The organism is Pseudomonas sp. HK3, assembly GCF_052920985.1.
The window spans coordinates 403,850-417,262 of sequence record NZ_JBREXD010000003.1 but is presented as its reverse complement, the minus strand read 5'-3'; the positions used below and the strand labels follow the sequence as shown (position 1 = coordinate 417,262).

General features: G+C 42.6%; 15 protein-coding genes and 1 pseudogene. 10 read left to right on the top strand and 6 right to left on the bottom strand.

What is annotated here, in order from left to right; genetic code table 11:
- The 6 genes from ACU6U9_RS17350 to rsxA are packed head-to-tail and all read right to left on the bottom strand — an operon-like array spanning window position 1 to window position 5,821.
- Window positions 1-714, bottom strand: a complete 714-nt coding sequence (locus tag ACU6U9_RS17350; protein WP_446736259.1) for an electron transport complex subunit E — start codon at window positions 712-714, stop codon at window positions 1-3.
- Window positions 711-1,424 (bottom strand): electron transport complex subunit RsxG, encoded by a 714-nt coding sequence (gene rsxG, locus ACU6U9_RS17345; protein ID WP_446736258.1) that lies wholly within the window; start codon window positions 1,422-1,424, stop codon window positions 711-713. The genes ACU6U9_RS17350 and rsxG overlap by 4 nt, the downstream gene beginning before the upstream one ends.
- An 8-nt stretch (window positions 1,425-1,432) precedes the next feature.
- Window positions 1,433-2,488: an electron transport complex subunit RsxD gene (gene rsxD / locus ACU6U9_RS17340; protein WP_446736257.1), complete on the bottom strand. Its 1,056-nt coding sequence runs from the start codon at window positions 2,486-2,488 to the stop codon at window positions 1,433-1,435.
- A complete protein-coding gene (gene rsxC / locus ACU6U9_RS17335; RefSeq protein WP_446736256.1) occupies window positions 2,485-4,653 on the bottom strand; it encodes an electron transport complex subunit RsxC in 2,169 nt (722 codons plus the stop codon). Before rsxC ends, rsxD begins: the two co-directional genes overlap by 4 nt.
- A 1-nt stretch (window position 4,654) precedes the next feature.
- The gene (rsxB, locus tag ACU6U9_RS17330) at window positions 4,655-5,230 is read right to left on the bottom strand and encodes an electron transport complex subunit RsxB (RefSeq protein ID WP_446736255.1); all 576 of its coding nucleotides are present in this window, start codon (window positions 5,228-5,230) and stop codon (window positions 4,655-4,657) included.
- 9 nt (window positions 5,231-5,239) lie between these two features.
- Window positions 5,240-5,821 carry an electron transport complex subunit RsxA gene (rsxA, locus tag ACU6U9_RS17325; RefSeq protein ID WP_446736254.1) on the bottom strand — a complete coding sequence of 194 codons (582 nt, stop codon included), beginning with the start codon at window positions 5,819-5,821 and terminating at the stop codon, window positions 5,240-5,242.
- Window positions 5,822-6,284: 463 nt separating this feature from the next.
- Here rsxA and ACU6U9_RS17320 point away from each other — a divergent pair, with 463 nt between their 5' ends.
- The 10 genes and pseudogenes from ACU6U9_RS17320 (at window position 6,285) to ACU6U9_RS17275 (ending at window position 13,378) form a co-directional block, all read left to right on the top strand.
- Window positions 6,285-7,382: an ISL3 family transposase gene (locus ACU6U9_RS17320; protein ID WP_446736253.1), complete on the top strand. Its 1,098-nt coding sequence runs from the start codon at window positions 6,285-6,287 to the stop codon at window positions 7,380-7,382.
- A 419-nt stretch (window positions 7,383-7,801) separates the two neighbouring features.
- Entirely contained in the window at window positions 7,802-8,257 is a 456-nt protein-coding gene (locus tag ACU6U9_RS17315) for a DUF4259 domain-containing protein (RefSeq protein WP_446736252.1), read from the top strand.
- 119 nt (window positions 8,258-8,376) lie between these two features.
- Entirely contained in the window at window positions 8,377-8,724 is a 348-nt protein-coding gene (locus ACU6U9_RS17310) for a hypothetical protein (protein WP_446736251.1), read from the top strand.
- Between the two features lie 72 nt (window positions 8,725-8,796).
- Window positions 8,797-9,204: a hypothetical protein gene (locus tag ACU6U9_RS17305; RefSeq protein ID WP_446736250.1), complete on the top strand. Its 408-nt coding sequence runs from the start codon at window positions 8,797-8,799 to the stop codon at window positions 9,202-9,204.
- Between the two features lie 157 nt (window positions 9,205-9,361).
- A pseudogene (locus ACU6U9_RS17300) lies at window positions 9,362-10,935 on the top strand (transposase).
- 165 nt (window positions 10,936-11,100) lie between these two features.
- Window positions 11,101-11,421 carry a hypothetical protein gene (locus tag ACU6U9_RS17295; RefSeq protein WP_446736249.1) on the top strand — a complete coding sequence of 107 codons (321 nt, stop codon included), beginning with the start codon at window positions 11,101-11,103 and terminating at the stop codon, window positions 11,419-11,421.
- A gap of 118 nt (window positions 11,422-11,539) precedes the next feature.
- Window positions 11,540-11,878: a DUF6547 family protein gene (locus ACU6U9_RS17290; protein WP_446736248.1), complete on the top strand. Its 339-nt coding sequence runs from the start codon at window positions 11,540-11,542 to the stop codon at window positions 11,876-11,878.
- A 269-nt stretch (window positions 11,879-12,147) separates the two neighbouring features.
- Window positions 12,148-12,480: a hypothetical protein gene (locus tag ACU6U9_RS17285; RefSeq protein ID WP_446736247.1), complete on the top strand. Its 333-nt coding sequence runs from the start codon at window positions 12,148-12,150 to the stop codon at window positions 12,478-12,480.
- Between the two features lie 109 nt (window positions 12,481-12,589).
- Window positions 12,590-12,976, top strand: a complete 387-nt coding sequence (locus tag ACU6U9_RS17280) for a hypothetical protein (RefSeq protein WP_446736246.1) — start codon at window positions 12,590-12,592, stop codon at window positions 12,974-12,976.
- Window positions 12,977-13,057: 81 nt separating this feature from the next.
- Entirely contained in the window at window positions 13,058-13,378 is a 321-nt protein-coding gene (locus ACU6U9_RS17275; RefSeq protein WP_446736245.1) for a hypothetical protein, read from the top strand.
- Window positions 13,379-13,413 lie beyond the last annotated feature (35 nt).

Below are 13,413 nucleotides of genomic sequence, written 5' to 3'. Positions count from 1 at the left end.
TTAAACAATTTTCCCGGTGACACGTACGCGTTTAGAGCCAGCAATTACCGGTTCTTTTTTGCGGTTCTCAATGTCTTTTAGTTTGTCATCAATAATATTTTTAAGGGCGATTAATAACCCCATGCCGACAAATGCGCCGGGAGGCAAAATGGCAAACAAGAAATCAGGGTAATCAGAGAATAATGTAATCTGCCAAGACTTAGCGCTTTCGCCAAAGAGCAAATCCATGTTCGAAAATAAGGTGCCCTGACCAATCACTTCACGCATGGCGCCTAAGATAACCAACACGATTGCAAACCCCATGGCCATCATGAAGCCGTCTAACGCAGACGGTAAAATAGAATTCTTGGCAGCAAAGGCATCGGCACGACCTAAGATGGCGCAATTGGTAACGATAAGTGGAATAAAAATACCCAGAACCGTATAAAGCTCGTAGGTATAAGCCTGCATAAGCAGTTCGGTACACGTTACATAGGATGCAATAATCATCACAAATGCAGGTAAGCGCACAGCAGACGGCACGTAGTTGCGCACCATTGAAACCGCGATGTTTGAGCCCACTAAAACCAACATGGTCGCTAAGCCTAAGCCCAGTGCATTAACCACGGTGCCAGTAACCGCTAATAGAGGGCATAAACCCAATAGCTGAACCAGTGCGGGGTTATTGGTCCATAAACCGTCTTGGGTGATTTGTCCGTAAGATTTTGTGCTCATAAAGCATCTCCACGGTTAGGGGAATGTGTGTTGGTGCTTAATGTCGATAAAACCGCTTTATCTTTTTCAAACATTTCTAATGATTGCTTAACAGCGTTAATTACAGCGCGCGGCGTGATGGTTGCACCGGTGAATGAGTCAAACTCACCACCGTCTTTTTTAACTTTCCATTTTTCGATGTCAGGGTTGGTGAGTGACTTGCCATTAAACGATAAAATCCAATCGGACTTTTTAAGTTCAACTTTGTCGCCTAGTCCGGGTGTTTCTTTGTGATCCACCACACGCACCCCCGCGATGCTGCCATCTTGCTTTATACCGACTAAAAGCTGGATTTTAGTGGTGTAACCATCCGGTGCCGTGACCGGAAAAATATAAGTGTGTGTATTGTTATCTTTTTGCGCTAAATGCAATTTTGCATCGTCTGCAATGGGGCCTAAATAATTCACGTGTAGGTGTTGCTTGCTTTGCGGTGAATGTAATTCGATATAACTATTTAGCACGTCATTATCAACCTGACTTTCTGGCGTAATTTCGTACAGCGCTTTGGCTTGTGCCTGTGCAATGTTTTCATGAATTTGTGCTTTGGTGCTCTGTTGCACAATGGCAATAACGCCAGCAGTCACAAACGCAAATATCGCAAGGCCAATAGCGTTTTTGGCTATGGATTGGCCAAGGCTCATTTCGGCTTTTTCAGTATCATTAGTCGTCATGCTGAATCCTAATCTTTTTTCGCCAAACCGCGCACCGCTTTTTTGTGGCCATAGGTGCGAGGTTGAGTGTATTGGTCAATAAAGGGTGCTGCAAAATTCATCAGCAGTACAGCAAATGCAACGGCATCAGGGTATGAGCCCCAAGTGCGAATAACATAAATTAAAATGCCGATGCCTGCGCCATAAATGATTTTACCCAAGTGTGTGGTCGATGCCGTTACTGGGTCGGTTGCGATAAAAAAGGCACCCAAAATGGTGGCGCCGCCAAGCATGTGAATCGTTAGAGGTACGTAACTGTCGTTGTCCCAGCCTAAAATGCTTGAGCAAAGTAGCAGGGCGATTAGTAGGCTTGCTGGGATGTGCCAAGTGAAAATCTTTTTCCAAATTAAAAATAAACCACCTAGCAAAAACCCAAGGCTGACCCATTCCCATGCCAATAAAATGTGTGTGTGATCGGCGCCCTTAAAAAGTGGGTTCACTAAAATTTCATCTGCGGTAGCGATGGCGACTTGATGTTTGTATTCATCTAATGGTGTGGCCATTGTGAATGCATCAATGGCTTCACGGGATGAAAATATGGCGGTTAGCGAGTCGCTCAATGAAATGCTGCTCGCTAATAATTCACTCGGCGCGCTCCATGATGTAGTCATGGGTAATGGAAAGCTAACCAGTACCAAAGCAAAGCCAATCATGGCGGGGTTGAATGGGTTTTGACCAAGGCCGCCGTACAAATGTTTGGCGACGATAATGGCAAAGCCAGCGGCAATAATGGTTACCCAATAAGGCGTGTAGGGCGGTAACGATAGTGCTAACAATACGGCCGTTAATAACGCGCTGTAGTCTTTTAAGTAAAAACCGATAGGCCGATTACGCAACTTTAATACGAGCGCTTCACATGTGATGGCGGTGGTGGCTGCGATGATGATTTGAATTAAGTGGCCAGGGCCAAAAAAATACGTCAGTGCAATAATGCCCGGTATCAGCGCTAAGATAACGGTGCGCATGACATCGGCGGTGCTTAATGGGCGGGTAGCATGTGGCGAACTGATGTTGAGTAGTTTCATGAGTTTGCCTCGGCTAATACTTTTTTGGCTTCGTCTAATTTAGCATGTTGTTTTTCAAGCCCAGTTTTAAATGCTTCGATGGTATCGAGATTTTGCTCTTGCGCCATTTCTAAGCGTTCCTGTGCTTTGTCGACGCGAGTTTGCGCCGCGAGTACTTTTTGTTTGAGCAATTCAATGTCTACAACAGGCTTAGTGATTGCTGGCTGAGCCGTAGGTGCTGTATTTGTAAAATCAGTTAGCGCTTGTTTGGCCTCATCGACACGGGCTTGCTGTTTTTCGACAGCGGTTTTTAGCATGTCAACTTTGTCACTGTTGCTTTCTACTGCTTCATCAAGGCGTTTTTTTGCTGTCGTTAAGCGTGATTCGGCTAGGTCGACTTTGTTTTGCATGCGCTCGGGTGTCATTTCTATTTGCGCAGCATTGCCTTCGCTTGATGCGGGTGCGGCTTTAGCCGCTTTTTTAGCGTCAGCAATGGCCTTTGCTGCATCTTTCATTTTTTCTTGTGCTTTTTTAAGCGCGCCGGCTAATAGTTCAACCTTATCGGCATCGTTTGCTTCTTGCGCGGCCGCAATTTTCTCTTTTGTCTTTTTAATCGCTGCTTGTGATGCCTCAAGTTTTTTCTGCAGTAATTCTAAGTCAGCAGCAGGGGCCGTCGGAGGTGTTTCTGTGGCCGGCGCGTTTGCCTCAGCGGCTTTTTTCTCGGCTTGTTTTTTAGCCGCGGCTTCAGAGCGGGCTTTACGCTTGGCTTCTTTTTCAGCGATCTCACGCTCTTGGCGAGCAAGGCGTGCTTCAAAGCGATCTTTTGCGCGATCACTTTTTTGTTTGTCAGCATTGGCTTGTTTGATTTCGCCTTTTGTATGGCGGTAATACTGCACTAGTGGAATATTACTTGGGCAAACATAAGCGCATGCGCCGCACTCGATGCAGTCGGCTATATTGTGGGCCGTTGCTTGTTCTAAGTTGCTGCTTTTAGAGAACCAGTAAAGCTGCTGAGGCAATAATTGTGCAGGGCACGCTTCGGTACACATGCCGCAACGAATACAAGCTTGCTCCAAAGCAGGGTCGGGTAACTCTTGTGTGCTAGAAGCAATAATGCAATTGCTTGCTTTTACAATGGGCGTGGCCGGATCGTCTAGCGTAAAGCCCATCATTGGGCCGCCCATAATTAAGCGGTGTACTTTATCGTTATTTGTTTGTGTTAACTCAAGCAAGTGGTTAACCGGCGTGCCAATGAGTACTTCAAAGTTTTGTGGTTGACCACATGCTTCACCCGTTATCGTCGTGATGCGGCTGATAAGCGGCTCGCCTTTGCTTATGGCTTTGTAAATGGCAAAACAGGTGCCCACGTTTTGACAGACCATGCCAATATCAGACGGTAGCCCGCCAGCAGGGACTTCTTTACCCGTGAGTATTTCAATGAGCTGCTTTTCACCACCACTTGGGTATTTGGTGGGAATGGTGACCACTTCAATATTAAAGGTGTTGTCTTTGAAGTGTTTAAGGGCATCTTTAAGTGCGGCGATGGCTTCTGGTTTGTTGTCTTCAACCCCAATAAGGCAATGTTCAGGCTTTATGATGCGTTCAAGGATCTCAATGCCTTTGATGATGCCATTGGCGTGTTCGCGCATGAGCATGTCATCAGATGTGATGTAAGGTTCGCACTCAGCGGCATTAATAATGAGGGTGTGTATCTTACTGGGTTCAACCGATGCTTTTACATGGGTCGGGAAGCCTGCGCCACCTAAACCAGTAATACCTGACGTTTGAATCTTGTTAATAAGGGTTTGCGGGTCAGCTTTAAGGTAGCCCTCAATCCCTTCAATTTCGCACCATGTATCGTTGCCGTCTAAGGTGATTTCGATACAAATATCGCTCATGCCAGACGGGTGAGCAATGACGCGCTCTTCAATTGCGGTGATTTTGCCTGAACTCGGTGCATGTAGATTGGCGCTCACAAAACCTTGAGCTTGCGCAATGATTTGGCCTTTAAGTACCGTATCACCTAGGTTTACCGTTGGTTTTGATTGCGCGCCAATATGTTGTGCAATCGGTAATATGAGCTTTTTAGGCAGTTTTGCCACGCTAATAGGGCGTTGCGTGCTTTGATCTTTATTTTGTGGTGGGTGAATGCCACCGTCGAATTCGTGAAGGGTAATGAGGTTCATATTACGCCGCCTGTTCTTTATCTGTGGCAATGATGTTGGCGGGTTTTTGCCAATGCCAATCTTGCAGGCCCGTTTCAACTGGGACCATATCAATGCAGTCCACTGGGCAGGGATCTAAGCACAAATCGCAGCCGGTACATTCGTCGGCAATGACAGTGTGCATTTGTTTGGCCGCACCTAAAATGGCATCCACAGGACACGCTTGAATGCACTTGGTGCAACCAATGCATTCGTCTTCACGAATGACGGCCACCATGGCGCTTTCTTTTTCGGTGCCGTGTTCGGCGTCTAGGGGTTCTGGCTCCACCCCCAATAAGTCGGCAATGGCGGCAATAGTGCTTTCACCACCGGGTGGGCATTTGTTGATTTTCTCTTCGCCACTGGCAATGGCTTCGGCGTATGGGCGGCACCCAGGAAAGCTGCATTGCCCACACTGTGTTTGTGGCAGTAACGCATCAATTTGCTCAACCACAGGGTTGCCTTCTACTTTAAAACGCACGGCAGCAAAGCCTAAGATGGCACCAAAGATAAGGGATAAAACAACGAGGGCTGAAACAGCAATTAATATAACAGTCATAACGCCCCCTTAAATCGACACTAGGCCAGTAAAGCCCATAAAGGCCAGTGACATTAAGCCTGCGGTGATCATGGCGATAGCCCCACCTTGAAACGCTTTAGGTACGTCGGCCACGGTAATGCGTTCGCGCATGGCGGCAAAAAAAACCAAAACAAGCGAGAAGCCAACTGCGGCACCAAAGCCGTATAGGATGGACTCCATGAAACCGTTTTCGCGTTTGATGTTAAGTAGCGCCACGCCTAATACCGCACAATTGGTAGTAATGAGAGGTAAGAAAATCCCCAGCACGCGATAGAGCAGTGGGCTTGTTTTGCGAATGGCCATCTCGGTAAACCCCACCACCACAGCAATCACCATGATGAATGAAATGGTTTTAAGGTATTCGATGTTTAGAGGTACCAGTAGGTATTCGTACACTAAGTAAGAGCTTAATGAAGCAAGCGTCAGCACGAAGGTAGTAGCAGCTGACATGCCAATGGCCGTCTCTAACTTGTTAGAAACCCCCATAAATGGGCAAAGCCCTAAAAATTGAACCAGTACAAAGTTGTTCACCAATATGGTGGAAATCAGTATGAGTATGTAATCAACCATATATGGCCTCGATGTACGGTCTGTATGAAATCACTCTCTAGCTGACAGTAAAGCGATCTAACTGGTTGTCAGGCTTAGAAAAATGGCGGCATATTATCAGCTAAGTAGAGGGGGGGTACAAGGCGGCAGAGGTGCGGAATTCAGTCATATTGATAATATTGTATATTTGCTGCATAAATAAGCAGGGTTTTGTTAATCGGTTTTATTGAATAGGTTAGAGTGTTTTGGGAGCGGCCTAATAATAACGAACCGGGTTATTACATGTGTGTTTCCCTTGTTTGGTGAGTAAGCATTGTTGTCTCATGCTGTTAAATTAGGCCTCTAGATTTTGGAGGTCAGCATGGATCAGCGCACCTTATAGAATAAAATTCTCCAGCTTAAGGCACCATGGGAAGTATCCGATGTTCGTCTTCAAGAAAGTTCTGGTCAAATAAAGGTTGTAGTGAGCTGTAACGTGTCCTCAATGCCATGCCCAAAGTGCGGTACTGATTCAAAGCGATACGACTCTAGAATAAGGCAGTGGCGTCATCTCGATACCTGCCAATTTCAAACAATAATTGAGGCTGATGTTCCCAGGGTAACTTGCAAAGAACATGGGTGCGTTACGATTCCTGTGCCATGGGCCGAAGATAGTTCTCGCTATACATTGCTATTCGAAAATCAAGTTCTGAATTGGGCAGCCGAGACCTCGATTTTAGCGCTAACTCGACAACTTAAACTCAGTTGGAATGCCATTGACGGCATTATTAAGCGTGCTGTTGATCGAGGCCTAAAAAGACGACGGAAGTTCTCATGCAAGCATTTATTTGTGGATGAGACATGCGTCGGAAAGCCTAGGGTTTTCATTACTGTACTTTCAAACCAGCTAGGCCAGATACTTGCTATTAAGGACGGCCGATCTAGCGAGAGCTTATTGCAGTGCTTCTCTACCATACCGGTGCATGACATAAATAAAATGAAATCCATATCAATGGATTTAAGTGCAGCGTATAAAAAAGCAGTCTTCATTCGTTTTGGGCGCAGAGCTAAAAAACTAATTGCTTATGATCACTTTCATATCACCAAAATGCTGAATGAGGCATTGTTTCATGTGCAAAGATCAGAAGTAAGATCTATGCCTAATCTAAATAAACTTGAGCATCACAAGTCACGATTTTTATGGTTTAAAAATAGACAAAATAGAACTGAAGAAATTGAAGATACCCTTGACGGACAAAAACAATATTTAATAAAAACAGCCGTAGTTTGGTACTTCAAAGAGCAATTTAGAATCATCTGGAAAACGGTGAGCTATATCCAAGCTAAATCAGCGTGGAAAACATGGATTAAGCTAGCGAAAGAAGCAGGGATTAAAGCTTTAACATCTGTTGTAGGAACGATAGAAAATTGTCTGGAGGGTATTATCAATGCAATGCATTACGGTGTTTCAAATGGTCGAGCTGAAGCACTAAACAACAACATTAAGGCACTAGGCAGACAATCGAGGGGCTATAGAAATATTGAGCGATATAAGTCTTCTATCTTTTTTCATTTTGGAGGGCTGGATATGGTGTTCCACTGAATAAGGGGAAGAGCCTTTTATATACAGTGTAAATGGCAGGCTGAATTTTTGAAGTTAAATAAAACAAAATCATACTTTTGTGCTGGGTATTGGCCACAAAAAGCGTCACGTGATCGCATATTATATTATGCGGTCACGTGACGCTTTTTGTGGAAATGGGACCTTTGTCTTGGTAAAGCGACGAAACGCATCGAAAAAGAAACCAGAAGAAAAAGAAGGGCTTACATAGGCACAAATGTTTCGTGAATACGTAAAAAAAGGGAAGGCATATTTGCCAAAACAGGCTGCATGCCCCATGATGACTCGGCTTTATTGAAATGAAGGGCGAAGGTGCCCCATAAAACACGTCACGTGACGGCATATTATATTATTTGATCACGTGCCATAGAATAAACTGTTATGCATCAAGAGTATCGAGTATGAAGAAATTAACCGAGATAACTGTGTTGGCTTTGATGATCGTGGTATCGAATGCTCATGCAGGATCGTGGGGTGCAGGTAGCTTTGAGAATGATAGTGCTGCCGATTGGGTATATGAACTTGAGAGCTCAAAATCTCCTAGTTTTTTGTTAACGGTTTTTGCAGTCGTACCGCCAGCAGGTTACATCGAAGTTGATACGTGTTCTGCAGCAATTGCAGCAGCTGATGTTGTTGCTGCCTTAAAGGACGGTAAAACCAAGCAGCTTCCTAAAGTGGTTGCCACGTGGGTCAAAAGTAACGAATCAGGGTACAAGCCTAATATGGCAACTAAAGCCCTAGAGGTAATAAGCTTCTGTAAAAGTATGAAGCGTTCTGAGCTTGCGCAGCTGTGGAAAGAGGGTCAGTCCAATAATTGGCTGTCTCAGATTTCTAAAATCGAAGCTCGTTTACAATGAAGTGCATAACAAAGTTAGGCATCGGACCTACACTAGCTAGCACCTATTTTTGCGGAGCAAAAAAGTCGCCAACTAGCTCCAGCCAATGCTAACGGCGTTAGCTGCTTAAGGAGATTCATTTGAAAGTAGACGATATTCGAACATTTATTCCCAGCAAGGACTACGAAGTTTCAAAGTCTTTTTATGAAGCTCTGGGTTTTAAAGGGGAGTATGCTTCTGACGATCTTACACTTTTTGAAAATGGTGAATGCGCCTTTTGGCTCCAACGATTTTACAACGAAGAGTTTGCTAATAATTTAATGCTACAGCTTTCGGTGTTAGATATTGAAGAAGCATTCAATTTAATATCGAACTTAAAAGGTTTTGACATTAAATTTGAACCAATCAAAGTTGAGCGTTGGGGCAAGGTAGTTTATCTATGGGGGCCATCTGGTGAGTTATGGCACGTTACTGAATTCAGCAGCTAACAAGTTGCTTCTACGGAAAATTTACTCGCTGCCGCTCCCAAATTTCCGCAGAGCAAAGCGTTATACGAAATTATGAAATTAAAGAACATCAAGGCTCTTTCCCATAATCTTACTCATTCATATGTGAGCTTTGAAAATTACGTAGACGGTGAGTTTGTATTTAAAGACCTTAAAGAATTAGCCTTTAAAGCAAGCGGTGAAAAAGTATCAATCTATTGGGTATTTCCAGAAGGAAAGGTTATTCCTCTATTAAATGAGCGAATAAACAAGAGTATTGAATACTACAAGAAGTGGTTACCGAAATTACTGTCGCAACATGAGCTTGAATTATCAGTAATAGCTGAATTAAGAACAGATATTTATATCGCTTTAAATAAACAGCTAGAAGTACAAGCTTATGCTCGTGATATCAATGGAAAAGAATACACAAAAAACATATACGAGTTTGCTGATCTTCAGCCACGCAAAGGTGAAGTATGAGTAAATCGTATAACAAAGCCATTAAGAATGGCCCACTAAAAGACGTGGGCCGGACGGCATTTCATGCCGCCTCTTATGGCAAGCGTTGAGGCTGTAGAAAAACCTTATTTCCAGCCCATATTTTGTTAAAATAACACCTCTTATCAAGAGGTGGAAAATGCCTAAGTTTATTCCTTATAATTACGATCAAACTTCTATGGTCGTCATAAACTACAAAGATCAATTACAGCCTGGAACATTCGAGCACGCAGTTCATTTCTTGATAGATACCAAACTCGATCTCTCAATATTTTATCCCAAGTTTAAAAATAGCGATGGCGGTCGCCCTGCATATGACCCCGCTATTCTGTTAAAGATAATTTTATTCGCCTACTCAAAGGGCATTACCTCTAGCCGTGAAATCGAATGGTGCTGTGAAACTAATATCATCTTTAAAGCACTCTCTTGCGATACGGTTCCTCACTTCACTACGATTGCTGCCTTCGTAAGTAGCAACGCGCAAGAAATAGAAACTCTTTTCGAGCAAGTCCTTCTAATCTGCCAAGAGCAGGGTCTATTAGGTAACGAACTGTTTGCTATTGATGGTTGTAAAATGTCATCGAACTCTGCAAAAGAATGGTCAGGCACACTAAAAGAGTTAGAAGAAAAGCGCGTGAAGATTAAACGCTTAATTGGCCATCATGTCAGTGAACACAAGAAGATTGATGGCAGTGATACGCTAGATGAGCAGCGTAAATTAAGGGCAGAACAAGCAATTGATACTTTAGATAAAGCGCACGAGAAAATTGATAAGTTTCTAAAGACGCAACCCCAAGGATGGGGCAAGGAAAAAGATCAAAAGAAGTAAAGAGCAATATCACCGATAACCAATCTGGAAAGATGACAACCAGTAAAGGAACGATTCAGGGTTATAACGGTGTTGCGACTGTGGATAAGAAGCATCAAATAGTTATTGATGCTCAAGCTTTCGGAGAAGGCCAAGAACACCACACTTTGAAGCCTGTTTTGGATAATATTAAAGATAAGTATCAACGCTTAGGCATAAGTGAAAATATCTTTGACGAAGGTACAATCGTTACAGCAGATACAGGCTTCGCAAACGAAGCGAATATGAAATATCTGTACGAAGATAATATTAATGCATACATACCTGATAATAAATTTAGAAGCCGTGACCCTAAGTTTATTAATCAGAAAGAAAAATATGGCAAGCGTCATCAAAACGAAAAGAAGAAAGGTAAGATTCGTAATGTCATTCCGCCGAGTGAATTTAATTTTGATCCAGTGAATCTTATTTGTGTATGCCCAGCGGGAGAAACACTGAGTTACCAAAGTACAAGAACATCAGAATCAGGTGTACCAAAAGCCTTCTTTAATGGTCGCCTTATGCAATGTCGAAATTGCGATTTAAAAACACAATGTATGCAAACCCCAAGCTCTGCTGACCATCGAAAAGGAAGTGGGCGGCAAGTTTCATTTATACTCGATCATAAACGTAAGCCTACTTTTACTGACTGGATGAAACATCGGGTTGATAGCAAATATGGGAAGCAGATATACAGCCACCGTATGTCGGTTGTAGAGCCTGTATTTGCAAACATTGGTACGAATAAAAAACTGAACCGCTTTAGTTTGCGTGGGAAAAAGAAAGTCGAAGCACAGTGGCAGCTGTATTGTATGGTTCATAACATAGAAAAATTAGCGAATTATGGGCAGTTAGCAGCCAGATAAGACCGCATAAAACGAGTAGTAAGTGTTTTTATCAATAAACTGATGATTTGAGTTGCAAGTTAATAAAAATCTGGCAAATTGGTGCGTAAATAAAATTAGAAAGAAGGCGCAAGGGAAGACTGTCTTAAATCGGGTTTTCCTACAGTCTCGTTACGTGAGTAAATTATGAATCCAGCAATTGAAAAATTGAATCTATATCTATCGGAATTAGAATCCATTGATTGTTTTGATTCAATTGAAGCTAAAGCTGAGCACATAGGCTTACTTAATCAGGTTAAATCTAGTATTGGTCAGCTTGAACTTTGTGAAAAGTATGGAATTAATTCGGGTTCCCTTGTAAGTGTATTACCTGAAACAGAAAATCCTAATTTTTGCTATCTTGCTGTTCATGAGAATGAATCCTCCAACCCTGAAAACTGGGAAGAGGTTATTTTCGAGGGGCATCAAGTACAATTTAGTGGTGGTGATCTTGTTATTCGCAAGTAATTCACGTAACAAAAACCAGCAATCAGACTCCGCAAGCGTGTCACCTTTTGTGCATAAAGACGCACAAAAAGCGCCAAGCATGCTACGCAGTTGTGGTTGGCGTTATCGTCTTTAAAGCATGAGTAGCGAACTAGAATCATATAAATCATTCATCGATGATGTTGTCGGGATCAAAAAGTCTACGGTATCGACTTGGGTTGAGAAAGGCTCTTTTCCTGAAGTACCTGATAACATTAAACGTAATGAAATTTTATCGACTCTTTCAAATGAGCAGCGAACTGAATTAGCAAAAATCATTCAAGAATCGAATGAGTCTGGAATTCATGATTTATTGGCTCTGCTTAATGATAATGCTTCGATTGAATATAATGGTGTAAAGCTGCCTAAAGAGCCATTCGATACAGAGCTGAATTTTGATTTTATTGCTCGTAGCGAAGGTGATTCATGGCCGAAATAGAAAACCATAACAAGAATATCAATGATCGCCAGCAAAGCTGGCTGGACGCGCAAAAAGCCGCGCGCCCATTATATTGGCGTTGAGGTTGTAGAAAAACCTCAAAGAGAAAAGTAGAGCGCGCTCTACGTTAAATTTCAAGGAAGTTTAATGGTAAAACCTATATGGATTTTAAACTGAGGCGTATTTATAGAGTGATTTTTACTCTATTTTCATAATGAAATTTAGGCTGTGTGTTTTTCTACAGCCTCGTTATACATGAGAGGTCTGTAATGGATGAAAAGGAATTTGTAGAAGAGTTTTATTTCTTAAAAAATGAACTAATTGCAGATTACAAGCCGAAAGAAGCTATAGGCTTTCGAAAGGAACTTGTAGATAAGTTAGTTTCGAACTCTGAACAAGCTGAAGCATTAGAAGCGTTATTAGAAACAATTATGACAGATGCTTTGTACACGGTTTTACTAGGATTAGACGGGGCTGCTGCCATTGGCGGCCTGCAAATTGACTATAAGCTACATGACGAAGATGGCAACGAACTAACTGGAAAAAATATTTCAGGCTATGCAGGAGAATTCTTTCCTGAAAATGACTCAACCATCAAATAGGCGTGTATAACAAACCAAGCCAGTTCGCCAGCGGGCTGGCAGGACAAATTTAACGCGCTTCGCGCTAAAAACAAATTTGCCTCTGCTTTGGGGCGTTATAAGTAGATATATGAAAAAAATTACCGCAATTGCTTTATTGTGCAGCATAAGTTCAATTTTTAGTTTTAGCCTAGGGGTGGCTGTGGATTTTTTTGAAACCACGCATAAAGCAGAAGAAATGTATGAAATTGCTAAATCTTGTCAAGAACTTAAAAGTGTAGGAGCTGATGGACAAATCATTGATAGAGTAATGTTTGTGAAAGCAATGATTTCAGACAATAAAGAGCTTCAAGAGAGTTATGAGGGGACCTTTACTCATAAACTAGCTCAAGACGCACTTGAGTTGAATCGACAAATTAGCAACGATATATCTGACTCAGAACTAAAATCAAAGAAAGATCTGATATTGCTTATTGAAGAGCTTCTGAAAGAAGTTAATGAAAAGAAAAACTTATAACAAGCAAAGGCAGTACTCCCTTCGGTCGGGACGGCTACGCCGCCTCTGCTTTGGGTGTTATAAGCCATTTGAGTTCAAACTATGTGGGAAGAAATAGATTCTAAAGATTGGAAAAATGTTCCCTTTATCTCTGGCAGGGCTGCTACCGAGCAGGATGTAGAGGAAGGTAGGGCTGTATTCTACATTCCATCTGGCAGCGAACCCTACGAGACAGGACTACCCTTATTTGCAGTGCAAACAGATAGTGAAAATAATTCAAGAGTGCCTTGCGTTGCTATACAAATTGAAAATTGTAGTGAGGGAACTGCAGTTGGGGTAAGGTATTTCAGCGGTGGTAATGGTGTTGGCATGGCTAATGAGTTCGAGTTTTACAATGAAATCACAGAAGAGTTTAGCTTATAACAAAGCGCTGTTGTCGGACTGGTTTTCCGCTGCGC

Excerpts from the sequence above, each read along its gene's own strand:
- rsxG (WP_446736258.1), bottom strand. The coding sequence starts at position 1,424 with ATGACGACTAATGATACTGAAAAAGCCGAAATGAGCCTTGGCCAATCC.
- ACU6U9_RS17350 (WP_446736259.1), bottom strand. The coding sequence starts at position 714 with ATGAGCACAAAATCTTACGGACAAATCACCCAAGACGGTTTATGGACC.
- ACU6U9_RS17285 (WP_446736247.1), top strand. The coding sequence starts at position 12,148 with ATGGATGAAAAGGAATTTGTAGAAGAGTTTTATTTCTTAAAAAATGAA.
- ACU6U9_RS17275 (WP_446736245.1), top strand. The coding sequence starts at position 13,058 with ATGTGGGAAGAAATAGATTCTAAAGATTGGAAAAATGTTCCCTTTATC.
- ACU6U9_RS17320 (WP_446736253.1), top strand. The coding sequence starts at position 6,285 with ATGCCATGCCCAAAGTGCGGTACTGATTCAAAGCGATACGACTCTAGA.
- ACU6U9_RS17280 (WP_446736246.1), top strand. The coding sequence starts at position 12,590 with ATGAAAAAAATTACCGCAATTGCTTTATTGTGCAGCATAAGTTCAATT.
- rsxB (WP_446736255.1), bottom strand. The coding sequence starts at position 5,230 with ATGACTGTTATATTAATTGCTGTTTCAGCCCTCGTTGTTTTATCCCTT.
- rsxD (WP_446736257.1), bottom strand. The coding sequence starts at position 2,488 with ATGAAACTACTCAACATCAGTTCGCCACATGCTACCCGCCCATTAAGC.
- ACU6U9_RS17295 (WP_446736249.1), top strand. The coding sequence starts at position 11,101 with ATGAATCCAGCAATTGAAAAATTGAATCTATATCTATCGGAATTAGAA.
- ACU6U9_RS17305 (WP_446736250.1), top strand. The coding sequence starts at position 8,797 with ATGAAATTAAAGAACATCAAGGCTCTTTCCCATAATCTTACTCATTCA.
- rsxA (WP_446736254.1), bottom strand. The coding sequence starts at position 5,821 with ATGGTTGATTACATACTCATACTGATTTCCACCATATTGGTGAACAAC.
- ACU6U9_RS17290 (WP_446736248.1), top strand. The coding sequence starts at position 11,540 with ATGAGTAGCGAACTAGAATCATATAAATCATTCATCGATGATGTTGTC.
- rsxC (WP_446736256.1), bottom strand. The coding sequence starts at position 4,653 with ATGAACCTCATTACCCTTCACGAATTCGACGGTGGCATTCACCCACCA.
- ACU6U9_RS17315 (WP_446736252.1), top strand. The coding sequence starts at position 7,802 with ATGAAGAAATTAACCGAGATAACTGTGTTGGCTTTGATGATCGTGGTA.